The sequence below is a fragment of the Mesorhizobium sp. LNHC221B00 genome (assembly GCF_000502935.1).
Classification (GTDB): Bacteria; Pseudomonadota; Alphaproteobacteria; order Rhizobiales; family Rhizobiaceae; genus Mesorhizobium; species Mesorhizobium opportunistum.
In genome coordinates this window covers 231,144-255,663 of record NZ_AYWR01000006.1, presented here as the reverse complement: position 1 = coordinate 255,663, position 24,520 = coordinate 231,144, and the positions used below count along the sequence as shown (strand labels likewise).

Below are 24,520 nucleotides of genomic sequence, written 5' to 3'. Positions count from 1 at the left end.
AGTTTGTCTTTGCAATCATATGATTTTCGTTAGCCGGCTTGTGCCTTTTCATCGGTTTCGTTTTCAACTATGCTCAAGAAAAACGAAAATGGGAGCTTGCCTAAATGTATTTGTCGCCGCGCCACGCCGAAATCGTCCAGATGGCCAAGGATAATGGGCGCGTGCTGGTCGACGACCTGGCAGCCCATTTCAACGTGACGCCGCAGACCATCCGCAAGGATCTCAACGACCTCTGCGACCAGCGGCTGCTTTCGCGCATCCATGGCGGCGCGTTGTTTCCCTCGGGCATAGAGAACATGGAGTATGAGGCGCGGCGCAAGATTGCCGCCGAAGAGAAAGAGGCGATCGGACGCGCGGCGGCCAAGCTGATTCCCGACAACGCTTCGCTGTTCATCAACATCGGCACCACGACGGAGTCAGTCAGCAAAGCTTTGCTCGACCACAACGGCCTCATGGTGATCACCAATAACATCAATGTTGCCAATAGGATGCGCATATATCCTTCGATTGAGGTGGTGATAGCCGGTGGGGTGGTGCGCGGTTCCGACGGCGGTGTCGTGGGTGAAGCGGCGGTCGATTTCATCAAGCAGTTCAAGGTCGACTATGCGGTGATTGGCGCCTCGGCGATCGACCATGACGGCGCCTTGCTCGATTTCGATTTTCGCGAGGTGAAGGTGGCGCAGGCGATTATCGCCAACGCAAGGCATGTCATCCTGGTTTCCGATCAGACCAAATTCGAACGCACCGCGCCTGTGCGCATCGGCCACCTGTCGCAGGTCAACACCTTCATCACCGATCGCTGCGACATCCCTTCAGTGCGCAAGATCTGCCAGGAGGCCGAGGTTCAGCTGATCGAGACGTCGCTCGGCTAAGAGGTTTCACAGCCGTCTCACAGGCTCGTGATATTTCGTTTGACATTCGTTATCAGTTCGAAATAATTCCACCACGGTTTCGCAAAAGACCCAAAATGGTGCAATGCGAAATCGTGGAGGAACTAAGTGGACGCATCTTCAATCCGTGACATTTTCGTCATAGGTGGCGGAATCAACGGCTGCGGCATCGCCCGCGATGCCGTCGGTCGTGGCTTTTCGGTTTTTCTCGCCGAGATGAACGATCTCGCCAGCGGAACATCCTCCGGTTCGACCAAGCTGATCCATGGCGGGCTGCGCTACCTCGAATTCTACGAATTTCGCCTGGTGCGCGAAGCGCTCATGGAGCGCGAGGTTCTGTGGAAGAACGCCCCGCACATCATCTGGCCGATGCGCTTCGTGCTGCCCTATGCCAAGGGCCTGCGCCCGGCCTGGCTGATCCGGCTCGGCCTTTTCCTCTATGACCATATTGGCGGGCGCAAATTGCTGCCGGCGACCAGGACGCTCGACATGGCGAGCGATCCGGCAGGCAAGCCTTTGAAGCCCTTGTTCAAGAAGGCCTTCGAATATTCGGATGGCTGGGTCAATGACGCACGCCTGGTGGCGCTCAATGCGCGTGACGCCGCCGACCGCGGAGCGACGATCCGGACCCGCACCAAGGTGATCGGGGCGCGCCGCGAAGGCGGCACCTGGGCGATCAAGATCGAGAACCTGCAGACAGGCGAGACCGAGGAGATCAAGGCAAGGCTGCTGGTCAATGCGGCCGGTCCATGGGTCGACCATGTCCTGTCCGGCGTCGTCGGTCAGAACGATGTCCACAATGTCCGCCTCGTGCAGGGCAGCCACATCGTCATCGCCAAGAAATTCGACGATCCGCGTGCCTATTTCTTCCAGAACAGGGATGGGCGCATCATCTTCGCCATTCCCTACGAGGAAGAGTTCACTCTGATCGGCACCACCGACCGGGATTATCCCGGCGATCCGCACGACGTGAAGATCAGCGACACCGAGATCGACTATCTCTGCGCCGCGGCCAGCGAGTATTTCGCGCAACCGGTAAAGCGCTCGGACATCGTCTGGACCTATTCGGCGGTTCGCCCGCTCTATGACGACGGCGCCTCCAAGGCGCAGGAAGCAACACGCGACTATGTGCTGAAGGCCGATGGCGGCGACGGCGCGGCCCCGATCGTCAATGCCTTCGGCGGCAAGATCACCACCTATCGCCGGCTGTCGGAATCGATGCTGGAAAAGATCGAGGGTTTTCTCGGCAAGCGCGGCAAGCCATGGACCGCCAACGCGCCGCTGCCGGGGGGCGACTTCCCCGCCACCGGTTTCGACGCGCAGGTGGCGAAGTTGAAGGTGGCCTACGCGTTCCTCGACGCGCGTCTTGCCCGCCGGCTGACCCGGCTTTACGGGACGCGTGCACAGATCCTGCTCGGCCTTGCCAAATCGAATGCCGATCTCGGCCGCAATTTCGGCGGCGACCTCTACGAGGCTGAAGTGCGCTATCTCGTTGAAAACGAATGGGCTATCACGGCGGAAGACGTGCTGTGGCGGCGGACCAAGCGCGGCCTGCATCTTGGCCGCGAGCAGGTTTCCGCACTCGATGAATTCATGCGTGGCATAAGCCGGCGGCACGTCGCGGCCGCTGAATGAAGAGGTTTTTGAGCTGATGCGGAAAGCCTGGGAGGAGGCGTCATGCTGGAACTGAGGAACGTCACCAAGACAGTCGGTGCGATCGAGCACATCCGCGATATGTCGCTGACGCTTCAGCACGGCTCGCTCAACGTCCTGCTCGGCCCAACGCTTTCAGGCAAGACCAGCCTGATGCGGCTGATGGCCGGCCTCGATGTGCCGACTTCCGGCTCGGTCTGGTTCGACGGCCAGAATGTCACCGGCATGCCGGTCCAGAAGCGCAAGATCGCCATGGTCTACCAGCAGTTCATCAACTACCCGGCGATGACGGTCTATGAGAACATCGCCTCGCCGCTGCGGGTGGCCGGCATCGAGCAGGCCAGGATCGACAGCCAGGTGCGGGAAGCCGCCGCACTGCTGAAACTGACGCCCTATCTCGATCGCACGCCGCTCAACCTGTCGGGCGGGCAGCAGCAGCGCACCGCATTGGCGCGTGCCATCGTCAAGAATGCCAGCCTGGTGCTGCTCGATGAGCCGCTCGCCAATCTCGACTACAAGCTGCGCGAGGAATTGCGCGCCGAACTGCCGAGGATATTTGCCGCCGCCGGCACCATCTTCGTCTACGCCACGACCGAGCCGCACGAGGCGTTGCTGCTCGGCGGCAACACCGCGACGCTGTCGGAAGGCCAGATCACCCAGTTCGGGCCGACCATCGATGTGTTCCGCAAGCCAGTCGACCTGGTGACGGCCAGGACCTTCGCCGATCCGCCGCTCAACACCATCGTGCTGGCCAAGAAAGGTGCCGATTTCCTGCTCGAGGGCGGGGTGAAGCTGCCGGTGCCTGCCGAACTCGTCGGCATTGCCGACGGCAATTACACGATCGGCTTCCAACCGCACCATCTGTCGCTAGAACGGCCCAATGCCGTTGCCGTGCCCGTGCGGGCAAAGGTCACCATTACCGAGATCACCGGTTCCGAAAGCTTCGTCCATCTCGATTTCGCCGATGCGCGGTGGGTGATGCTGGCCCACGGCATCCGCGATTTCGAGACCGACGAGGTGGTCGAGGTGTTCATCGATCCGCGTCACATCATGGTTTTCGACGAGCACGGCCGCGCCGTGACCGCGCCGAAGCTGGCGGCATAGGAGGGCGATATGGCGCGCATCGACGTCAACCACATCAGGCATTCCTACCTGCCGAACCCGCGCACCGATGCCGATTTCGCGCTGCGCGAAGTGCACCACACCTTCGAGGACGGCGGCGCCTATGCGCTGCTCGGGCCTTCCGGCTGCGGCAAGACCACGCTGCTCAACATCATTTCGGGCCTGCTGCATCCCTCGCACGGCCAGTTGCTGTTCAACGGCAGGGACGTGACCACCCTGTCGACGCAGGAGCGCAACATCGCGCAGGTGTTCCAGTTCCCGGTCATCTACGACACCATGACCGTCTACGACAACCTGGCCTTCCCGCTTCGCAATCGCGGCGTGCCGGAGGCCGATGTCGACCGCAAGGTGCGCGAGACGCTGGAGATGATCGACCTGGCGTCATGGGCCAAGAAGAAGGCGAGGGGCCTGACCGCCGACCAGAAGCAGAAGATCTCGCTCGGCCGCGGCCTGGTGCGCTCCGACGTCAACGCCATCCTATTCGACGAGCCGCTGACCGTCATCGATCCGCACATGAAGTGGGTGCTGCGTTCGCAGCTCAAGCAGCTTCACCGCCGCTTCGGCTACACCATGGTCTATGTCACGCACGACCAGACCGAGGCGCTGACCTTCGCCGACCAGGTGGTGGTCATGTTTGACGGCGGCATCGTCCAGATCGGCACGCCGGCGGAACTGTTCGAGCGGCCGCGCCACACCTTCGTGGGCTATTTCATCGGCTCGCCCGGGATGAACGTCATGCCGGTGGCGATCGATGGCAAGACGGCGACGCTCGGCTCGCAGCGCATCGAATTGCCGGGGATACCCAAGACAGCCAGCGGTGGTGTCGAGCTCGGCATTCGTCCCGAATATGTCAGGCTCGGCCGCGACGGAATGGCCGTTTCCATCAGCAAGGTGGAGGATCTTGGTCGCCACAAGGTGGTGCGCGCCAAGCTGGAAGGCCGCGACATCGCGGCGGTCATCGGCGAGGACGAGACCGTGCCGGCAGAACCGAAAGTGCGGTTCGATCCGGCCGGCATCAACATCTACGCCGATTCCTGGCTGGTTGAGATGCGGCGCGTCGAGATGGGGGCATAGATGGACAAGACTTGGAACAACAAGGCCTGGTTCCTGGTGCTGCCGGTGCTGGTGCTGGTGGCATTCTCGGCCGTCATCCCGCTGATGACCGTCGTCAACTATTCGGTGCAGGACACGTTCGGCAACAACGTCTTCTTCTGGGCCGGAACGGAGTGGTTCGAGGAATTGCTCTCGTCCAGCCGCTTCTGGGAGGCAATGAGCCGCAACCTGATCTTCTCCTTCATCATCCTGGCCATCGAAGTGCCGCTCGGCATCTTCATCGCGCTCAACATGCCGAAGAAGGGGTGGGGCGTGCCGGTTTGCCTGGTGCTGATGGCACTGCCGCTGCTGATCCCGTGGAATGTCGTCGGCACTATCTGGCAGGTTTTCGGGCGTAACGACATCGGCCTGCTTGGCTACTACGTCAACGCGCTCGGCATCGACTATAATTATGTGCAGGATCCTTATGACGCCTGGGTCACCATCATCATCATGGATGTCTGGCACTGGACCAGCCTCGTCGTGCTGCTCTGCTATGCCGGGCTGGTGTCGATCCCGGATGCCTTCTATCAGGCGGCCAAGATCGACGGCGCCTCGCGCTGGGCGGTGTTCCGCTACATCCAGTTGCCGAAGATGCAGCGCGTGCTTCTGATCGCCGTGCTGCTGCGCTTCATGGACAGTTTCATGATCTACACCGAACCCTTCGTCGTCACCGGCGGCGGGCCGGGAAATTCGACGACGTTCCTGTCGATCGACCTTGTCAAGACCGCACTCGGCCAATTCGACCTTGGGCCGGCGGCGGCCATGTCGCTGGTCTACTTCCTGATCATCCTGTTGTTGTCATGGGTGTTCTACACCGTGATGACCAACTACGACGCGGAGCGCTGAGATGGGCCGCGCCAACGAGACGACGACGGAGCGTGATCGGGTGAGCCAGGTTTCGGAAGGGCTCTCAAGCGCGCTGTCGCAGAGCGAAATCGATCGGCGCATGCGCCGGCGCGGCGAGGAATCGCGCTGGTGGTGGATCGTGCCGACGCTCTACATCATCGTGCTGCTGCTGCCGATCTACTGGCTCATCAATATGAGCTTCAAGACCAATGCAGAGATCGTCTCGTCGCTGACGCTCTACCCGCACGCGCCGACACTCGCCAACTACGTCACCATCTTCACCGATGCGTCCTGGTATTCAGGCTACATCAACTCGATCACCTATGTGGTGATGAACATGGTGATATCGGTGGCGGCGGCATTGCCGGCGGCCTACGCCTTTTCGCGCTACCGCTTCCTTGGCGACAAGCATCTGTTCTTCTGGCTTTTGACCAACCGCATGGCGCCGCCGGCGGTGTTCGCGCTGCCGTTCTTCCAGCTCTACTCGGCCTTCGGGCTGATCGACACGCATATCGCGGTCGCGCTGGCGCACTGCCTGTTCAATGTGCCGCTGGCGGTGTGGATCCTCGAGGGCTTCATGTCGGGCGTGCCGAAGGAGATCGACGAGACCGCCTATATCGACGGCTATTCGTTCCCGCGCTTCTTCGTAAAGATCTTCATGCCGCTGATCGCCAGCGGCATCGGTGTCGCCTGCTTCTTCTGCTTCATGTTCTCGTGGGTCGAATTGCTGATCGCGCGCACGCTGACGACCACCGATGCCAAGCCGATCGCCGCCACCATGACGCGTACGGTTTCGGCCGCCGGCATGGATTGGGGCCTGCTCGCCGCGGCCGGCGTGCTGACGCTGATCCCCGGCGCGCTGGTGATCTGGTTCGTCCGAAATTATATCGCCAAGGGCTTTGCCCTGGGGAGGGTATGATCATGAATTTCGACCTCACCTGGATGGCGTGGACGTGGCCGACGGCGGCGTTCTTCGGAACCATCCTTCTGCTGCTTTGCGGCATGGCGGCGTGGGAATATGCCTCGCCGGGCGGCAACCCGCGCGTCGGCGTGCTGCGTTTCGAGACGACGCGCGGCGACCGTCTCTTCCTGTCGCTGCTTGGCAGCGCCTTTATCCATCTCGCTTGGCTGGGTCTTGTCGGACCCAACCTGTGGTGGGCTCTCGCTCTCTCCGTGGTCTACGCCGTCGGCGTGTTCCGCTACGTATAGAGGGGGAAACTGTTGAAGCGGCCGCGTACCGGCGGCCGCTTCAGATCGCACTTGAAATCTTTTCAAAATGTGGAGGAAACACAATGCGACGGCAATTTCTAACATCGACGACTGCGCTTGTCCTATTGCTCGGTGCGGGCAATGCCTACGCCGGGATGGACGAAGCAAAAGCCTTTTTGGACAAAGAGATTGGCCCACTTTCGACGCTCTCGCGCGCCGATCAGGAAGCNATGGACGAAGCAAAAGCCTTTTTGGACAAAGAGATTGGCCCACTTTCGACGCTCTCGCGCGCCGATCAGGAAGCCGAAATGCAGTGGTTTATCGACGCTGCCAAGCCGTTCGCCGGCATGGACATCAAGGTCGTCTCCGAAACTATCGCCACGCACCAGTATGAATCGCAGGTGCTGGCGCCGGCCTTTACCGCCATCACCGGCATCAAGATCACGCATGACGTCATCCAGGAGGGCGACGTCGTCGAGAAGATCCAGACCCAGATGCAAACCGGCCAGAACCTCTATGACGGCTGGGTCAACGATTCCGACCTGATCGGCACCCACTGGCGCTACCAGCAGGTGCGCAATTTGACAGACTGGATGGCGGGTGAGGGCAAGGATGTGACCAACCCGAACCTCGATCTGAAGGACTTTATCGGCACATCGTTCACGACAGCGCCCGACAAGAAGCTCTATCAGCTTCCCGACCAGCAGTTCGCGAACCTCTACTGGTTCCGTTACGACTGGTTCAACGACGAGAAGAACAAGGCGGATTTCAAGGCCAAGTACGGCTATGACCTCGGCGTGCCGGTCAACTGGTCGGCCTATGAAGACATCGCCGCGTTCTTCACCGGCCGTGAGATCGACGGCAAGAAGGTCTATGGCCACATGGACTACGGCAAGAAGGACCCGTCGCTCGGCTGGCGGTTCACCGATGCCTGGCTGTCGATGGCCGGTAATGGCGACAAGGGCATCCCGAACGGCCTGCCGGTCGACGAATGGGGCATCAAGGTCGACGAGAATTCGCGTCCGGTCGGTTCCTGCACGGCGCGCGGCGGCGACACCAATGGTCCGGCCGCCGTCTACTCGATCCAGAAATATCTCGACTGGCTGAAGGCCTACGCTCCAGCCGAAGCCCAGGGGATGACCTTCTCTGAATCGGGACCGGTCCCGGCGCAGGGCGCGGTTGCGCAGCAGATCTTCTGGTACACCGCCTTCACCGCTTCGATGGTCGATGCCGGCGCCAAGGCGGTGCTAAACGACGACGGCACGCCGAAGTGGCGCATGGCGCCGTCGCCGCATGGCGTCTACTGGAAGGACGGCATGAAGCTCGGCTACCAGGACGTCGGTTCCTGGACGCTGATGAAGTCGACGCCGACCGACCGCGCCAAGGCCGCCTGGCTGTACGCGCAGTTCGTCACCTCGAAGACCGTCGACGTGAAGAAGAGCCATGTCGGCCTGACCTTCATCCGCGAGAGCACGATCCACGACAAGAGCTTCACCGAACGCGCGCCCAAGCTCGGCGGTCTGATCGAGTTCTACCGTTCGCCGGCCCGTGTCCAGTGGTCGCCGACCGGCACCAACGTGCCTGACTATCCGAAGCTGGCACAACTCTGGTGGCAGGCGATCGGCGACGCGTCGTCGGGCGCCAAGACGGCGCAGGAAGCGATGGACTCACTTTGCGGCGAGCAGGAAAAGGTCATGAGCCGCATCGAGAAGTCGGGCGTCCAGGGCGATATCGGCCCGAAGATGGCCGAAGAGCATGATCTCGCCTACTGGAACGCCGACGCGGTCAAGAAGGGCAATCTCGCGCCTCAGCTGAAGATCGAGAACGAGAAGGAAAAGCCGATCACCATCAACTACGATGAACTGGTGAAGAGCTGGCAGAAGTAGGACTATCTATGCGGGCGCTCGCGCCCGTGTGAAATTAGGGGAGGCGGCGCGTTGCCGTCTCCCTTCTTTGTATCAAGGCGGAGGACGTTGGGATGAGTGGTTTTGTGCTGGCGATCGACCAGGGTACCACATCGACCAGGGCAATCCTGTTCGACGGCCAGATGAAAGTCGTCAGTTCAGGGCAGAAGGAATTCACTCAGCACTATCCGGCCTCCGGCTGGGTTGAACACGATCCCGAGGAGATCTGGAGCAGTGTCGTGGCGACGGTTAAGGCCGCGCTGAAAAAGGCCGGGCGCGCCGCTTCGGATGTCGCGGCCATCGGCATCACCAACCAGCGAGAGACCGTCGTCATCTGGGACAGGGCGACGGGCAAGCCGATCCACAATGCGATCGTGTGGCAGGACCGGCGCACCGCGCCGCTCTGCCACAAGCTCAAGAAGCAGGGGCTGGAGAAGAAATTCACCCGCAAGACCGGCCTGCTGCTCGATCCCTATTTCTCGGGCACCAAGATCGCCTGGATGCTCGACAAGGTGAAAGGGGCGAGGCGACGCGCCGAGAAGGGCGAGTTGCTGGCCGGCACCATCGATAGTTTCCTGATCTGGCGGCTGACCGGCGGCAAGGTTCATGCCACCGACGCCACCAACGCGTCGCGCACGCTGGTCTACAACATCGCCGAGAATGCCTGGGATGAGGAACTGCTTTCGATCCTGCGCATCCCCGCCGCGATGCTGCCTGAAGTGAAGGATTGCGCCGACGACTACGGCGCTACCGAGAAAGGGCTGTTCGGCGCCGAGATAAAGATCCTCGGCGTTGCCGGCGACCAGCATGCCGCGACCATCGGCCAGGCCTGCTTCGAGCCGGGCATGATGAAGTCGACCTATGGCACCGGCTGCTTCGCGTTGCTCAACACCGGCAGCGATCTGGTCCGTTCGAAGAACCGGCTGTTGACCACCATAGCCTACCGGCTGAACGGCAGGACGACCTATGCCCTGGAAGGCTCCATCTTCATTGCAGGCGCTGCCGTGCAATGGCTGCGCGACGGGATCAAGGTGATCGGCAAGGCCGAGCAGAGCGGCAAATTGGCGGCTGAAGCCGATCCCTCGCAGAACGTCTATCTGGTGCCGGCCTTCGTCGGGCTCGGCGCGCCACACTGGGACGCCGAAGCGCGCGGCGCCATCTTCGGGCTGACCCGCAATTCCGGTCCGGCGGAGTTTGCGCGGGCCGCACTTGAATCGGTCGCCTATCAGACGCGCGACCTGCTCGACGCCATGCGCAAGGACTGGAAGGGCGGCGCGGCCAAGACGGTGCTCAGGGTCGATGGCGGCATGGTGGCGTCGGACTGGACCATGCAGCGCCTGGCCGACATCCTCGATGCGCCGGTCGACCGCCCGACCATTCTGGAGACGACGGCGTTGGGGGCGGCCTGGCTCGCCGGCTCGAAGGCGGGCGTGTGGCCGGATGCCAAGGAGTTTGGGAAAAGATGGGCGCTCGAGCGGCGCTTCCAGCCGGACATGGATAGCTCCATACGCTCGGCCAAACTCGCAGGTTGGCGCGACGCTGTGCGCAGGACGCTGAGTGTGCCATAACCGATTGTCTAATGGGGCGAGGGGAAATGAAGCCAGACTGGTATCCTGCTTGGCGCGACGAGGCTATCGAACAACTGAATGCCAAGAATGACCGCTTGGAGAAAGACTTCCAACTCGGCCACTGGTCTCGCTACGACTATGACATGACGACAGGAAGGCTTCTGTTCTCCAAGGAGGGGGCGGTCAAGGTGATCGCCGAGATCCAGATTGCCGGCTCCACGAGCGCCAAGGCAGATAACTGGCTGTGGGCCTGGGCAAATTCGAATTTGCCCGACGATGTTCTCAGCGACGCAAAGCTGGTTCGAGCCTTCGGCGAGAAAAACAGCATTAACGAGCTGGCTCAGTCTTACGTGAGAGATGCGGATAATGACCTGGAAGTGCTCGGCTGGGAATTGACGGCGGCGGCGGTTCGAATTTGCGATGCCCCTGGAGCGTACCGATCGCCGCGTGGTGAAGGCGGTGCGCTTTTTCTTATTCTGAAGAGCGTCAAATGGGCAGGCTGACACCGTTTCGATAGAGAAGACCCGCGCCAGTTCTGGCACGGGCCTGCTCGTCAGCTACCTAATCACCCGCAAATCAATAGGGCGAACGGCACTGCCGACGCGGACCGTAGTTCGGCTGGAACGTGTTGTCCGAAGCGCGGTAGCTGCGATAGCGGTCGTAGCACCATTGCACATGGGCATTGCCTTCATAGACGCGGTTGTTCTCGCTGTTGACGATCGCGCCGGTTATCAGCGCGCCGGTGGCGAAGGCCGCGAGCGGGAACCAATAGTCGCCGTGACGGCGATAGCCGCGACGGTATTCGCGATAGCCGCGATGGCCATTCCAATACATGCCGCCGTTGCGGCTGAAGCTGCGGTTGCGCGAGAAATTGCGGTCAAAGGAGCGGTTCCTCCTCCACTCCCGGTACTGCACTGTCTGCACATCGGGCGCTGCGGTCTGGGATAGGGGTACATAGGCAGTTGCAGCGTTGACCGGCACCACTTCCGCCGCAACAAATGTGGCCGAAAGGGTAGCTGCAATCACGCCGGATAGGATTCTGTTCATCGGTCTTCTCCTCGAAGGATTGGCGGACGTCCCTGTAGGCCGAAAACGGTCGGCGCGGGGGATTTGTTCCCCCGCATCGGCCGCCGCTGACGGGCAGAGGTCAGGAGCGACCCTACGGTGCCGCAACTGGCAGCGCTTGACAGGTTCGCAGGCCCGCTTTTTCCGGTTGACCGGCCGAAGCACTCTCCCTATGTTCCGCGCAATTTCGAGGGCGGCCTTTTCGAGCCCGCGGGAGCGCGTAGCTCAGCCGGTAGAGCAACTGACTTTTAATCAGTAGGTCATGGGTTCGAATCCCATCGCGCTCACCATTGCCTCAAGGTACATCCGGAATCATCGGACACGCTACCCCAGCGTAAATGAATGCTTCCTGCCGAAGCGGCCTAAGTACCGTATCAGCTGCCGCTCAGTTATCCCTTGAGAAATGCACGCCGAGAACCGTGGCTTTCTTTGCCAGCAGGCCCTCCAGGTCGGCGTCCGATCGCTTGGTGCCGGTGCGCTCGCGCAATAGGGCGATCGCTGCCTTTATCGACAGCGAGGCATTCTCTCGGTGACTGCCCAGAATGGCATCTGCCGCGCCGGCGACATCCGTGGTCTCTGCTGGTGCGCGCATGGTCTGATCCTTTCTGTCCAGATCGGCTTCGGCGCCGCCGACCGATCCTCTGGCGCCGCGGTCGAAAACCACCGCCAATCCGTTCTTGACAGCAAGGGCCGCGACCATGTCGTCGAGTTCGTGGGCCGAAATCCCGGGTTTCAGTACGCGGTGGACCGCCCTGGCGGCCTGGTCCGTCGAGACATAGCCGAAGTGCCGCTTCCTCGCCTCGACATATTGCTCAATGATCATTGCCACACGCCGGGCGGCAATATCGTCGGATCGCTGCAACGCAACCTCCTTATGCTGTCGTGACCGCGACATGCAGGAAACAAGGGTACCGAGTGTGAATTAGCGCGGGCAGGGCGAAGATCAATCGTCGCACCCTTCCTTGACTGGGGATTTGGGGAACGATCCCGCAGCTGATGCATTTTGCTCCATGACCAGCTCATTGAGGGAACGCCGGGCCATGAAGATTGCCCATGTCGCACCGCTTTACGAATCCGTGCCGCCGAGACTCTATGGCGGGACCGAGCGCATCATCTCCTACCTTACCGAAGCGCTCGTCGACCTTGGCCACGACGTGACGTTGTTCGCCAGCGGCGATACGAAGACCTCCGCCAGGCTGGTGCCGTGCCGCGAGCGGGCGCTTCGTCTAGACCCCCGTCCGTTGAAATCGGAGATCGCGGCGCATCTGTCGATGCTCGACGAGGTGAGGAAACGCGCCGACGATTTTGACATCATCCATTTCCATCTCAGCCACTTCCTGCATTTCCCGTTTTTTCGCGATATGCCGCAACGCACGGTGACGACGCCGCATGGCAGGCTGGATTACGCGGACCTCCCACAAGCCTATGATCGGTTTCCACGGTTTCCGATGATTTCGATATCCCGCAGCCAGCGGGCGCGGTTCGCATCGGCGAACTGGCTGGCGACGATCCACCATGGACTGCCGCTCAAGCTCTATGAACCTGACTTCGAGGCGGGTTCGGATGGCGTCTATCTTGCCTTCCTCGGCAGGATGTCGCGCGACAAACGGCCGGACCGGGCGATCGAGATTGCCCGCCGCACCGGCCTGAAACTCAAGCTCGCGGCCAAGATCGGTGATGGTGATCGCGCCTATTTCGAGGAAGTCGTCCAGCCGATGATCGATGGCGACCGGGTCGAATATGTCGGTGAGATCAGCGAGGACCAGAAGAGCCGGTTTCTCGGCAACGCCGCCGCCTTGCTATTCCCCATCGACTGGCCGGAGCCGTTCGGCCTTGCCGTGGTCGAGGCCATGGCTTGTGGAACACCGGTCATGGCATGGAGTTGCGGCGCCATGCCCGAGATCGTCGATCACGGCGTGACCGGTTTCGTCGTCGAGACCATTGAAGATGCCGTCGCCACGATGCCGGCTCTCCTGCAACTCGACAGGCGACGAATAAGGGGGGCCTTCGAAAAGCGGTTTTCAGCCGACAGGATGGCAAGCGACTATATCGCGGCCTACTCTCGGCTGACTGGCAGCCATGAGGGCAGCCATGAGGGCAGCCATGAGGAAATCAGGGCCTCATAGAGCGCTTCACCCGCTCGAAAAACCAGCACGGGACAATCTTCTTGACCATCACCCAACTCGACGAGCGCAAGCTTGATCCGGCAATAGCGCTGGCCTCCCTGGACGAGACAGCGCCAAGGGAACCGCACCGGCTTTTCGCCCTCAAGCATGGCGACTCCTTCGCCGTGGCCGATGCCTATGGCGACATACGCGGTGTCGGCGACGGCTTTTTCCGCGACGACACGCGCGTGCTTTCTGAATTCCGGCTGACCGTCGGCGGGCGGTCTACGTCCTTGCTCGGCGCATCGCTCAGCCAGGACAACGTGCTGTTCACCACCAATCTGACCAACCTGCCGATCGAGAGCATCGGCGGCCGGCCCATTCCGCAAGGCGCGATCCACATCGAGCGCGTCAGGCTGATCTGGCAGGACCGGCTTTACGAACGGCTGACGCTTTCCAATTACAGCCAGGAACATTCGAGCCTCCGGCTTTCGCTGCGCTTTGCCGCGGATTTCCGCGACATGTTCGAAGTGCGCGGCTCGACACGGCCCAAACGCGGCACCGCGCGCACGGCCGAAATCGGCAAGAACACGGTGATGCTCCGCTACGAGGGCCTGGACAAGGTGGAGCGCACGTCGGCGATCTCGTTTTCGCAGGTGCCGGACGAATTGACCTCGGAGCGGGCGGACTTCTTCATCGCCGTCACCAAGCGCAGCCGCAAGACGCTCTATGTCGAGGTCGGCACCGAGATTGCGGATGCTCCCGAACGCGAACGATTTCGTGCGGCCGCCGCCCGCGCGCGCTTCGGCATGCGGGCCAAGCGCCGCCACGGTGCAACGCTGCACAGTTCGGGCCGGGTATTCAACGACTGGATCGAGCGGGCGCGCGCCGACGTGGCGCTGCTGACCACGGAACTGGCGACAGGTCCCTATCCTTACGCCGGCATCCCGTGGTTCTCGACGGCCTTCGGCAGGGATGGGGTGATCTCGGCCCTGCAAATGCTCTGGCTCAATCCCGGCCTGGCGCGGGGCGTGCTCGGCTTTCTGGCACAGCACCAGGCAACCGAAACCTCGCCCTTCAGCGACTCCCAGCCCGGCAAGATCATGCATGAGACGCGCAAGGGCGAGATGACGGCGCTCAGCGAACTGCCGTTCGGCCGTTACTATGGGGGGGTCGACACGACCCCGCTCTATGTCCATCTCGCATGCGCCTATGCCGACCGTACCGGCGATATGGAGTCAGTCGACGCCTTGTGGCCGTCACTGTGTGCCGCCGCCGAATGGATCGAGACGGCGAGCCAGCCGACGGGGTTCGTCACTTATCGGCGCGCGGCGGAATCGGGTCTTGCCAACCAGGGATGGAAGGACAGTTTCGATTCGGTTTTTCATGCCGACGGCCGCATTCCGAAAGGCCCGATCGCACTGGTCGAGGTGCAAGGCTACGTCTTTGCAGCGTTCCAGGGATTGGCGAAACTGGCTCGGCTGCGCGACGAAACCGAAAAGGCCGAAGCCTGGGAGAAGCGCGCCGAAGAAATCCGCCAACGGGTCGAAAGCCAGTTCTGGATCGAGGAACTCGGCTACTATGCGCTTGCCTTGGACGGCGACGGTGAACCTTGCAAGGTGCGCACCTCCAATGCCGGCCATCTGCTTTATGTCGGCCTTCCCGACCCGGATCGCGCGCGCATCGTCGCCGACCAGTTGCTGTCGGCCTCATTCTCCTCCGGCTGGGGCCTGCGGACGCTGGCGGACGACGCCATCTTCTTCAATCCGATGTCCTACCACAACGGTTCCATCTGGCCGCACGACACCGCGATCTGCGCTGCCGGACTGGCGCGGTACGGCATCAGGGACAATGTGGTGCGGCTGATGAGCGGAACGTTCGAATCCGCTGTTCATTTCAACATGCGCCTGCCCGAACTGTTCTGTGGCTTCACCCGCGCCCCGGGCGAGGCGCCCATCGCGTATCCGGTTGCCTGCTTGCCGCAGGCCTGGTCGGCCGGCTCCGCCTTCATGCTCATGCAGGCGTGCCTGGGCCTTCAGATCGACGGCTGGACCGGCGAAATTCAGGTGACGAGACCGCGCCTGCCGATCGGCATCGACAATCTGGTGGTCCGCCATCTGGCCGTGGCGGGCGCCTCTGTCGACCTGACATTTCAACGGGTCGGCGACCGCGTCGGCGCCTTTCTGGCCGATCGCCATGAGGGGCTGGTGCCGCTCGTGGTCAGGAGCTGAAAAATCGGAACCATCGCGCGGGGTGAGCGTTTGACCATCACGCGGGTTGCCGGGATGGCGAGCCCGACGCACTATCTCATTGAAGGGTAAGTCGATTTCAAATGCCTGACAACAGTTCGTACCTGGTCGTTCCTTCGTCCGTATTGTGGCTCCTCGGTTTTGCAGTTGTCAGTATCTCGATCCTCATCATCGCGACGATGGTTCTGCGGGCACGCCGATTGAGGAGCGGCATGCACGCTGCTGGGGCAACCGAGCCCACTGGCAGCCTGTTGCCGGAATTCGAGAAGAATGGGCAATCCGCGGCCGCTTCGCTCGTCCAATGGTCGCCGGAAACGCTACGTCACATCTTGGCAAAGGAACTTCCGGACGCCCAGGTGATCGTGGTTTCAAATCGTGAGCCGTATATCCACAACCGCAAGGGCGACGACATCCAACTGGTCGTACCCGCCAGTGGCCTTGTCTCCGCCTTGGAACCGATCACCCGCGCCTGCGCGGGCACGTGGATCGCCTACGGCGGTGGTTCGGCCGACAGGCTCGTTGTCGACGAAAACGACCGCGTGGAAGTACCGCCCGATAGTCCTTCCTACACGCTGCGGCGTGTCTGGCTCAGCGAGGAAGAACAGCAAGGTTATTATCTCGGCTTTGCAAATGAAGGCCTCTGGCCGCTTTGTCACATAGCCTTCACCAGGCCGATATTTCGTGCTTCCGACTGGGAAAGCTACGAGGCGGTCAACCGTAAGTTCGCCGACACCGTTGTTGCGGAAGCCCGCAACGAGCGGCCGATCGTGCTGGTCCAGGACTACCATTTCGCGCTGCTCCCTAGAATGATCCGTGAACGCCTGCCGGAGGCGATCATCATCACCTTCTGGCACATTCCATGGCCGAATTCGGAAGTGTTCAGCATCTGCCCGTGGCGCGAGAAGATTCTCGAAGGCCTGCTCGGCAGCTCGATAGTCGGCTTTCACACCCAGTTCCATTGCAATAACTTCATCGACAGCGTCGACCGTTTCCTGGAAAGCAGAATCGAGCGCGAGGATTCGGCCATCTCCTACGGCGGCCAGATTAGTCTGGTCCACGCTTATCCGATCTCAATCGAATGGCCGCCGGCGCAACTGGGTAAGCTGCCCGACGTGGGACAATGCCGGCGGCGTATCCGCGAGAAGTTCGGTCTGGCCGAAGATGTCAAACTTTGTGTGGGTGTTGAACGTCTCGACTACACCAAGGGCATCCTCGATCGCTTCGACGCGCTCGATGAACTGCTGAAGCTCCATCCGGAATGGATCGGCAAGGTGGCGTTACTGCAGATCGCAGCGCCCAGCCGCGGCACGTTGCCCGCCTATCAACAATTGTATGAGGAGTGCCTGCATCGTGCCGATGATATCAACCAGCGCTATGGGCGCGAAGGCTACACACCCGTCCTGATGGTGACGGAGCATTACTCGCAGGTGCAGGTCTACGAGATCTACCGCGCCGCCGATGTCTGCATGGTCACAAGCCTGCATGACGGCATGAACCTGGTCGCCAAGGAGTTTGTCGCGGCGCGTGACGACGAACAGGGCGTCCTGCTGCTCAGCATGTTCGCCGGCGCTTCCAAGGAGCTGCTCGAGGCGCTGATCGTCAACCCCTATGACGCGGCGACGATGGGCGACGCCTTGCTGCAGGCCCTGACCATGTCGCAGGAGGAGCAGCGCCAACGCATGCAGCGCATGCGCGAGATCGTTCGCGACAACAATGTCTATCGATGGGCGGGCAGCATGCTCCTCGATGCAGCGCGCCTGCGCAAGCGCGTTGCGGTCGATCGTGCCGTCGGCGCGGCTCCCGCGGCGCCTGGCAACGTGATATCGTTGCTCGATCGCAAACGGGTGGCGGCGCTGTGATGCCGGTATCGCCAAACCTGCCGGCACCGGCTCTTCCGCAAGGGCCATGGGCCCTGTTCCTGGATATCGACGGCACGCTTCTCGAACATGCCGCGCATCCCGACGCGGTGGTCGTCGGCGATGAGCTACGCGCGCTGCTGGCAGGCCTCGAAGCCCGATTGGATGGAGCGTTGGCGTTTATCACGGGTCGATCGATCGCCGCCGTCGACAATCTCTTCCAGCCGCTCAGATTGCGCGCCGCCGGCCTCTATGGCCTCGAACACAGGCTGGTGCGGGACGGCCCGGTCGAGGCGGCCGGCGAGCCGGCCGACATTGCCGCACTCGCCCAGGAAATCGAGGCTGAACTGGCCAACGCCAATGTCTATATAGAGCGCAAGGGGCCGATCCTGGCCATTCACACGCGCGCGGCGCCGCATTTGCTGCAGCGCGCGACACAGTTGGTCGAACAGGCGCTGGGCAGACTGCCCGCGGGATATCGGGTTCTTGCCGGCAATGCCGGGGTCGAACTGATGCCGCTGGAGGCGGCGAAGGGAGCGGCTATAAGGCGCTTCATGGAAGAGCCGGCTTTCAGCGGACGGCGCCCGGTATTCCTTGGCGACGACACTTCAGATGAAAACGGCTTCGAAGTCGTCAATGAAATGGACGGCGTGTCGGTGCGCATCAAACCACGCGGACCGACCGCCGCGCGCCATGCGCTAGCCGGTGTCGAGGAGGCGCTGGTCTGGCTTGATGCCGCGAACCACAGCAATGCGAAGAAATCGGCCGGTCTGGTCGCGACATGAAAATCGGAGGAGCCGGCAATGACCCAATTCACCAGCCTCATCCGCGAGATCATGCCCAGCTGGCTACGCCGGCGCTCGCGCCGGAACGCGCAAGAGAGCCAGCCAGGCTTCGATCCGTCGCGCCCGGAGGATGCCGACATGGTCTGGCGCGGCATCGTCGAAAAGGATCTCTTTGGAGCCAACACGCCGGATTATGCGGAAACCCTGGAGAAAAAAACCAATCGCCACTGACGGTCGGTTAGTTCTCGAAGAGCAGTGAAACATTGCCGCCGGCATGGCGTTCGAGCCGGCCGGCGAGATCTAGTTCCAGCAACACCATGAAAACCTGGGCCGGATGCAGGCCGGTATGGCGGATGATCTCGTCGACCGGCACCGGAGTCGGTCCCAGAGCCTGGATCACCTTGGAACGGTCGCTCTCGCCGGGTGGGGGTGTGGCCGAGAAGTCGGGCGGATCTTCGAACGGCGGCATCTCGGGCGCTCGCATGCCGGTCAGCGGCGCGATTGCCCTGGAAATGTCCGAAGCCTCGGTGACCAGCGTGGCGCCGTCCTTGAGCAAGCCGTTGGTGCCGGCCGCGCGAGGGTCAAGTGGCGACCCCGGCACCGCGAAAACCAGCCGACCCATCTCGCCGGCAAGCCTGGCGCTGATCAAGGAACCCGAGCGCTGCGCCGCCTCGATCACCGCGAGCCCGAGGGCAGCACCCGCGACAAGGCGGTTGCGGCGCGGGAAATCCTGGGCGCGCGGCTGCCAGCCGAACGGCATTTCCGAGATGACGGCGCCACGCTCGGCGATTTCGTCGCACAGGCCGGCATTTTCAGGCGGGTAGGGCTGGTCGAGGCCTCCCGCCAGGACACCGATCGTGCCGGTTGCAAGACTGCCCTGATGCGCCGCGGTGTCGATGCCGCGCGCCAGGCCAGAGACGATCGCATAGCCGTCGCGGCCAAGATCAGCCGCCAGCATGCGTGCCATCTTGATGCCGGCGAGCGATGCGTTGCGGGCGCCGACGATGGCGATCCCCGGCAGCCGGAACACGCTGGCATTGCCCTTGACCGCCAGCAGCGGCGGCGGGTGGTCCATGCCGCGCAGCAGCGGCGGATAGTCGGCTTCGCCAATGCCGACGAAGCGGGCGCCGGCCCGCCGGGCGGCCTCCATCTCGGCCTCGGCTTCGGCAATCGAAGGAATGCGGGCGATCCGACTGGCGCCGCCCGAAATCATCAGTTCCGGCAGCACTTCCAGCGCGACCTCGGCCGAACCGAAGCGGTTGATCAGGTCGCGGAAGGAGGCAGGACCGACATTTTGGGTGCGGATCAGCCGCAGCCAGCTCAGCCGCTGCCGATCGCTGAGGCGCGGCCCGGCGGCCGGCTCGCTCACCGCGGTGGCGTGCTCGCTCACCCCTTGGCTCCGATCTTGCCCTCGGTTCCGGCAAGCAGGCGTGAAATGTTTTCCCGGTGCTTGATGAAGACGATGATGCTCATCACCACGAACAGCAGGGCAACCTGCGGCGTGCTCAGGACATAAAGCGCGATCGGCACGACGACGGCCGCCGTCAATGCGGCAAGCGAGGAGAAGCGGAGCAGGAAAGCCATCACCAGCCAGACGACGGCGAAGATCAGCGCCACTTGCCAGGCAAGCCCGATCAGCACGCCGAGATAGGTGGCGACACCCTTGCCGCCCTTGAAACCCAGCCAGGCTGGGAAGAGATGGCCGAGAAAGGCGCCGAAACCAACCCAGACCGCGGTTTCAGGCGCAAAGTGGGCTGCTATCAGCACGGCGGCCGTGCCTTTCAGCGCATCGAGCAGCAATGTCGCGGCGGCAAGTCCCTTGTTGCCTGTGCGCAGGACATTGGTGGCGCCGATATTGCCCGAACCGATTTTGCGCACGTCGCCGAGGCCGGCGGCGCGTGTCAGCAACAGGCCGAAGGGGATCGAGCCCAAGAGATAGCCGAACACCAACGCCAGGATTGGACCGTAAGTCATTGTTTCCCCCGCAAGTTCTCTTGGTCGGCCAGGCCGGCGCGATGCGCCGCGGCTGGCTCAGATCGAGAACACTGTGCGGCCCGCGACCAGCGTTTGCAAGACCTTGCCCTGCAGGCGCGCGCCTTCGAAACAGGTGTTTTTCGAGCGCGAACGAATGCCGCCCTCGCTGACGATCCACGGCTCGTCGAGGTCGACCAGCACGAGATCGGCCATTGCGCCCGGCTTCAGCGTGCCGCCGGACAACCCGAACAGCCTTGCCGGCGCGGTGGAGAGCGTCTCGATCAGCCGCGGCAATGGCAGGTCGCCATTGTGGTAGAGCCGCAAGGCCGCGCCGAGCAATGTCTCCAGCCCGATGGCGCCGGCGGCTGCGTCGGCGAAGGGCAGGCGCTTGGTGTCGACATCCTGCGGATCGTGCGAGGAGACGATGATGTCGACCGTGCCGTCCCTGACCGCCTCGATCATCGCCAGCCGGTCTTCCTCGGCACGCAACGGCGGCGTCAGGCGGAAGAAGGTGCGGTATTCGCCGACGTCGTTTTCATTGAGCGACAGATTGTGGATCGACACGCCCGACGTCACATCGGCGCCATCGGCCTTCGCCCGGGTCACCGCTGCCGCCGCCATCGCCGTCGAGATCTTCGCCGCGTGGTAGGAACCGCGCGTCAGGCGCGCCAGGGCAAGATCGCGCTCGAGCGGAATGGACTCGGCTTCACGCGGTATGCCGGAAAGGCCAAGCCAGCTCGCGTAGAGGCCCTCGTTCATCACGCCGGCCGAGGCAAGATCGGCGTCTTGCGTCTCATGGACGATGGTGGCGCCGAAGTCGCGCGCGTAAGTCAGCGCGCGGCGCATCACCAGCGCGCTCGATATGGTGTGGCGGCCGTCGGTGAAAGCGACGGCGCCGGCCTCCCGCAACAGGCCGAATTCGGTCATCTCGCGGCCATCGAGGCCTTTGGTGATCGCCGCCGCGGGGAAGATGTTGACGACGGCAGTGTCCTTGGCGGTGCGCAGCACGAACTCGACCAGCGCCACATTGTCGATCACCGGGTCGGTGTCGGGCATCATGACGACGGAGGTGACGCCGCCGGCCGCTGCGGCGAGGCTTGCCGAAGCGATGGTTTCGCGATGCTCGCCGCCCGGCTCTCCGATGAAGACGCGGCCGTCGACAAGGCCCGGAATGATCGTCTTGCCGGCGCAGTCGACAACGGTAGCGCCCTCGGGCGCGCCCTGGTTCAGCGCCGTCTTGCCGGCGGCGGCGATCTTGCGGCCATCGACGATGACGGAGCCGATCTCGTCGATGCCGCGCGACGGGTCGACGACGCGGGCGCGTTCAAAGACGGTCGTGCTCATGCGCCGCGGCCCTCTTGATCGCGCCCATCTTGATTGCGGCGGGGGTCGAGCAGCGCTTCCATCACCGCCATGCGCACAGCGACGCCCATCTCCACCTGTTCCTGGATGACGCTTTGCGGACCATCGGCGATTTCCGAGGCGATCTCGACGCCGCGGTTCATCGGCCCGGGATGCATGACCAGCGCATCGTCCTTGGCGGCCTTCAGCTTTTCGGCGTCGAGGCCGAAATAGCGGAAATATTCGCGCACCGAAGGCACGAAGGCGCCTTCCATGCGTTCGCGCTGCAGGCGCAGCATCATCACCACGTCGGCGTCCTTCAAACCTTCCGCCATGGAGCGGGTGACGATGACGCCCATCTTGTCGATGCCGGAAGGCAGCAGCGTCGAAGGCGCGACGACCCGCACCTGCGCGCCGAGCGCGTTGAGCAGCATGATGTTGGAGCGCGCCACGCGCGAATGCAGGATGTCGCCGCAGATCGCCACGATCAGCTTCGACAACGGGCCTTTGGCGCGGCGGATGGTCAGCGCGTCGAGCAGCGCCTGTGTCGGATGCTCATGCGCGCCGTCGCCGGCGTTGACCACCGAGCAGCCGACCTTCTGCGCCAGAAGGGCGGCGGCGCCCGCCGACTGGTGGCGGATGATCAATATATCGGGCCGCATGGCGTTCAGCGTCATGGCCGTGTCGATGAGCGTCTCGCCCTTCTTCACCGAAGAGCTTGCCACCGACATGTTCATGACGTCGGCGCCGAGCCGTTTTCCGGCCAGCTCGAACGACGACTGCGTCCGCGTCGAGGCCTCGTAGAAGAGGTTGATCTGGGTGCGGCCGCGCAGCGTCGAGGTCTTTTTCTCGGATTGCCTGGAGATCGCGACCGCGCGATCCGCCCGGTCGAGCAAAAGCTCGATGTCGGCGGGCGAAAGGTCGCTGATGCCCAGAAGATGGCGGTGAGGGTAAAGTGGCAGGGACGAAGCGTCGGTCATCTCAAGGGGCTGCTATAGGGTGCGGATTTTGCGCCCGCAAGCGTCAGCTTTCGATTGAAGCCTTTCTCCCCGGTATTTTCGTCGCGCGGGTTGCACGGCTTGGCTATATCTAGCCGATGGCCTCGGATTCGTGGCTTTTCGACGATAAAGGCCTTTCTGCCGAAAGAAGGATTGGCTACCGAAAAAAGGATTGGGCGTGACCGACGACGTAACGAACCAGCCGCCGCCGCTTGCGGGCGGCAACGCCTGGCGAGGCGATCCGTTGCTGATCCAGCTTGCCGAGCGCTTTTCCGATCCGGTCCGCAAGGATTTGGATGGGCTGGGCCGTTTCGTCCTGACGCAGGAGGCGCAGGAACTGGCACGCCTCGCCAATGTCGAGACGCCGAAGCTCAAGACGCATGACCGCCAGGGACGGCGCATCGATCTTGTCGAGTTCCATCCCGCCTACCATGCCTTGATGCGCCGCTCGGTGGCAAACGGGCTGCATTCCTCGGTCTGGGAAAATGGCGATGCCGAGATCGGCCGCCGCCATCAGGTGCGTGCCGCCCGTTTCTACCTGACCGCCGAGCTCGAGACCGGGCACCTTTGCCCCATCACCATGACCAGCGCTTCGCTTGCCGCCCTGATGGCCAGTCCAAAGCTGTTCCGCGAATGGGCGCCGCGCGTGACGACGCGCAAATACGACCAGAGCCAGAAGCCGCCGGTAGAGAAGACCGGGCTGACGCTCGGCATGGGCATGACCGAGAAACAGGGCGGCACCGATGTGCGCGCCAATGTGACCAGGGCCGAGCGGGCCGGCAGCGGTTTTTATCGCCTGACCGGCCACAAATGGTTCATGTCGGCGCCGATGTCGGACGCCTTCCTGGTGCTGGCGCAGGCGGCGGAAGGCCTGTCCTGCTTCCTGGTGCCGCGCGTCCTCGGCGACGGGTCGGGCAACGGCTTCCGCTTCCAGCGGCTGAAGGACAAGCTCGGCAATCGCTCCAACGCGTCCTCCGAGGTGGAATTCGTCAACGCCATCGGCGAGATGGTCGGCGAGCCGGGCGCCGGCGTGAAGACGATCATGGACATGGTCACCTTGACGCGGCTCGACTGCGCGGTGGCATCGTCGGCGATCATGCGGGCAGGGCTGGCCGAGGCAGTCCATCACGCCCGTCATCGCCAGGTGTTCGGTTCACCCTTGATCGAGCAGCCGCTGATGCAGCGCGTGCTGGCCGACATGGCGCTCGATGTTGCCGCCGCCACCGCGCTGTCGTTTCGGCTGGCGCGCTCCTTCGACGAGGCGGCGAGCGACCGCGGCGAGGCGGCATTCGCCCGCGCCATGACGCCTGTCGTCAAATACTGGGTCTGCAAGATCGCGCCGCCGCTGCTTTACGAGGCGATGGAGTGCCTTGGCGGCAATGGCTATGTCGAGGAGGCGCCGCTCGCCCGCTATTACCGCGAGGCGCCGGTCAACGCGATCTGGGAAGGGTCCGGCAATGTCATGGCGCTCGACGTGCTGCGCGTGCTCGGCCGCGCGCCCGGCCTGTTCGAGGAAGTGCTGGCCGGCATCGACCGCGACCTCGGCGCAGGCGGGCGCGGCACGATCGGCGTGCTGAAGGCGGCCATGCAGGTCGCGTCGACCGACGAGGGGTCGGCCCGGCTGCTCACGGAACAACTGGCGCTGTCGGCCGCGGCGGCGGAACTGCGCCGGCTGGGGGCAGGGCGGATTGCCGATGCCTTCGTCGAGACGCGCCTAGCCGGCCAGTGGCGCAACACCTATGGCATGCTCGATGCGCGCCACGACGCGCGCATGATCATCGATACGCTCTATCCGCCGGTGAACTGAGCGGCAAGCGGCGCATCGCCGGGTCCGGGAGTGCCTCTCGCGAGCCTGTGGAC

Annotated in this window: 22 protein-coding genes and 1 tRNA gene; 17 read left to right on the top strand and 6 right to left on the bottom strand. The window is 62.9% G+C overall.

Annotation, left to right across the window (positions count from 1 at the left end; genetic code table 11):
- Nucleotides 1–104: 104 nt before the first annotated feature.
- From X741_RS155585 to X741_RS155630, 10 genes are all read left to right on the top strand, one after another.
- Complete coding sequence (locus tag X741_RS155585) at nt 105–872, top strand: DeoR/GlpR family DNA-binding transcription regulator (RefSeq protein WP_023777481.1); 768 nt, start codon at nt 105–107, stop codon at nt 870–872.
- A 126-nt stretch (nt 873–998) separates the two neighbouring features.
- Nucleotides 999–2,525, top strand: a complete 1,527-nt coding sequence (glpD, locus tag X741_RS155590; RefSeq protein WP_023777480.1) for a glycerol-3-phosphate dehydrogenase — start codon at nt 999–1,001, stop codon at nt 2,523–2,525.
- A 42-nt stretch (nt 2,526–2,567) separates the two neighbouring features.
- The gene (locus tag X741_RS155595) at nt 2,568–3,647 is read left to right on the top strand and encodes an ABC transporter ATP-binding protein (RefSeq protein ID WP_023777479.1); all 1,080 of its coding nucleotides are present in this window, start codon (nt 2,568–2,570) and stop codon (nt 3,645–3,647) included.
- A gap of 9 nt (nt 3,648–3,656) precedes the next feature.
- Nucleotides 3,657–4,739 carry an ABC transporter ATP-binding protein gene (locus tag X741_RS155600; RefSeq protein ID WP_023764868.1) on the top strand — a complete coding sequence of 361 codons (1,083 nt, stop codon included), beginning with the start codon at nt 3,657–3,659 and terminating at the stop codon, nt 4,737–4,739.
- Nucleotides 4,740–5,606 (top strand): sugar ABC transporter permease, encoded by an 867-nt coding sequence (locus tag X741_RS155605; RefSeq protein ID WP_023764869.1) that lies wholly within the window; start codon nt 4,740–4,742, stop codon nt 5,604–5,606. It abuts the gene before it with no gap.
- 1 nt (nt 5,607) lies between these two features.
- Nucleotides 5,608–6,525, top strand: a complete 918-nt coding sequence (locus tag X741_RS155610; RefSeq protein ID WP_023764870.1) for a carbohydrate ABC transporter permease — start codon at nt 5,608–5,610, stop codon at nt 6,523–6,525.
- Nucleotides 6,522–6,815, top strand: a complete 294-nt coding sequence (locus X741_RS155615) for a DUF2160 domain-containing protein (protein ID WP_031249967.1) — start codon at nt 6,522–6,524, stop codon at nt 6,813–6,815. Before X741_RS155610 ends, X741_RS155615 begins: the two co-directional genes overlap by 4 nt.
- Nucleotides 6,816–6,898: 83 nt before the next feature.
- Nucleotides 6,899–8,701 (top strand): ABC transporter substrate-binding protein, encoded by a 1,803-nt coding sequence (locus X741_RS155620; RefSeq protein ID WP_023777477.1) that lies wholly within the window; start codon nt 6,899–6,901, stop codon nt 8,699–8,701.
- Nucleotides 8,702–8,793: 92 nt separating this feature from the next.
- Nucleotides 8,794–10,287 (top strand): glycerol kinase GlpK, encoded by a 1,494-nt coding sequence (glpK, locus tag X741_RS155625; RefSeq protein ID WP_023777476.1) that lies wholly within the window; start codon nt 8,794–8,796, stop codon nt 10,285–10,287.
- 26 nt (nt 10,288–10,313) lie between these two features.
- Nucleotides 10,314–10,790 (top strand): DUF6882 domain-containing protein, encoded by a 477-nt coding sequence (locus X741_RS155630; protein WP_023777475.1) that lies wholly within the window; start codon nt 10,314–10,316, stop codon nt 10,788–10,790.
- Nucleotides 10,791–10,863: 73 nt separating this feature from the next.
- On the opposite strand, the gene X741_RS155635 is transcribed toward X741_RS155630, so the two are convergent.
- The gene (locus tag X741_RS155635) at nt 10,864–11,334 is read right to left on the bottom strand and encodes a BA14K family protein (RefSeq protein ID WP_023764875.1); all 471 of its coding nucleotides are present in this window, start codon (nt 11,332–11,334) and stop codon (nt 10,864–10,866) included.
- Nucleotides 11,335–11,566: 232 nt separating this feature from the next.
- On the opposite strand from X741_RS155635, the gene X741_RS155640 reads away from it, so the two are divergent.
- Nucleotides 11,567–11,642: transfer RNA gene (locus X741_RS155640), tRNA-Lys, on the top strand.
- Nucleotides 11,643–11,737: 95 nt separating this feature from the next.
- Here X741_RS155640 and X741_RS1000000167485 read toward each other — a convergent pair.
- Nucleotides 11,738–12,214, bottom strand: coding sequence for a hypothetical protein (locus X741_RS1000000167485; protein WP_023777474.1), 477 nt, complete (start codon nt 12,212–12,214; stop codon nt 11,738–11,740).
- A gap of 178 nt (nt 12,215–12,392) precedes the next feature.
- Here X741_RS1000000167485 and X741_RS155645 point away from each other — a divergent pair, with 178 nt between their 5' ends.
- From X741_RS155645 to X741_RS155665, 5 genes are all read left to right on the top strand, one after another.
- Nucleotides 12,393–13,478: a glycosyltransferase family 4 protein gene (locus X741_RS155645; protein ID WP_023777473.1), complete on the top strand. Its 1,086-nt coding sequence runs from the start codon at nt 12,393–12,395 to the stop codon at nt 13,476–13,478.
- Between the two features lie 47 nt (nt 13,479–13,525).
- On the top strand, nt 13,526–15,688 hold the full coding sequence (locus X741_RS155650) for an amylo-alpha-1,6-glucosidase (protein ID WP_023777472.1): 2,163 nt from the start codon (nt 13,526–13,528) through the stop codon (nt 15,686–15,688).
- A gap of 101 nt (nt 15,689–15,789) precedes the next feature.
- The gene (locus X741_RS155655; RefSeq protein ID WP_023777471.1) at nt 15,790–17,565 is read left to right on the top strand and encodes a trehalose-6-phosphate synthase; all 1,776 of its coding nucleotides are present in this window, start codon (nt 15,790–15,792) and stop codon (nt 17,563–17,565) included.
- Nucleotides 17,565–18,347, top strand: coding sequence for a trehalose-phosphatase (otsB, locus tag X741_RS155660; RefSeq protein WP_023777470.1), 783 nt, complete (start codon nt 17,565–17,567; stop codon nt 18,345–18,347). Before X741_RS155655 ends, otsB begins: the two co-directional genes overlap by 1 nt.
- Before the next feature lie 18 nt (nt 18,348–18,365).
- Entirely contained in the window at nt 18,366–18,578 is a 213-nt protein-coding gene (locus X741_RS155665) for a hypothetical protein (protein WP_023764881.1), read from the top strand.
- 7 nt (nt 18,579–18,585) lie between these two features.
- Here X741_RS155665 and dprA read toward each other — a convergent pair whose 3' ends face one another.
- From dprA to X741_RS155685, 4 genes are read right to left on the bottom strand one after another with little or no spacing between them, the layout of a single operon-like run.
- Nucleotides 18,586–19,716: a DNA-processing protein DprA gene (dprA, locus tag X741_RS155670; RefSeq protein WP_023777469.1), complete on the bottom strand. Its 1,131-nt coding sequence runs from the start codon at nt 19,714–19,716 to the stop codon at nt 18,586–18,588.
- 17 nt (nt 19,717–19,733) lie between these two features.
- Nucleotides 19,734–20,321: a glycerol-3-phosphate 1-O-acyltransferase PlsY gene (gene plsY / locus X741_RS155675; RefSeq protein ID WP_023777468.1), complete on the bottom strand. Its 588-nt coding sequence runs from the start codon at nt 20,319–20,321 to the stop codon at nt 19,734–19,736.
- Between the two features lie 57 nt (nt 20,322–20,378).
- Complete coding sequence (locus X741_RS155680) at nt 20,379–21,665, bottom strand: dihydroorotase (protein ID WP_023777467.1); 1,287 nt, start codon at nt 21,663–21,665, stop codon at nt 20,379–20,381.
- Nucleotides 21,662–22,642, bottom strand: a complete 981-nt coding sequence (locus X741_RS155685; RefSeq protein ID WP_023777466.1) for an aspartate carbamoyltransferase catalytic subunit — start codon at nt 22,640–22,642, stop codon at nt 21,662–21,664. The genes X741_RS155680 and X741_RS155685 overlap by 4 nt, the downstream gene beginning before the upstream one ends.
- A gap of 196 nt (nt 22,643–22,838) precedes the next feature.
- Between X741_RS155685 and X741_RS155690 the strand changes: the two genes are divergently transcribed.
- Nucleotides 22,839–24,467 (top strand): DNA alkylation response protein, encoded by a 1,629-nt coding sequence (locus tag X741_RS155690; RefSeq protein WP_023777465.1) that lies wholly within the window; start codon nt 22,839–22,841, stop codon nt 24,465–24,467.
- Nucleotides 24,468–24,520: the final 53 nt, after the last annotated feature.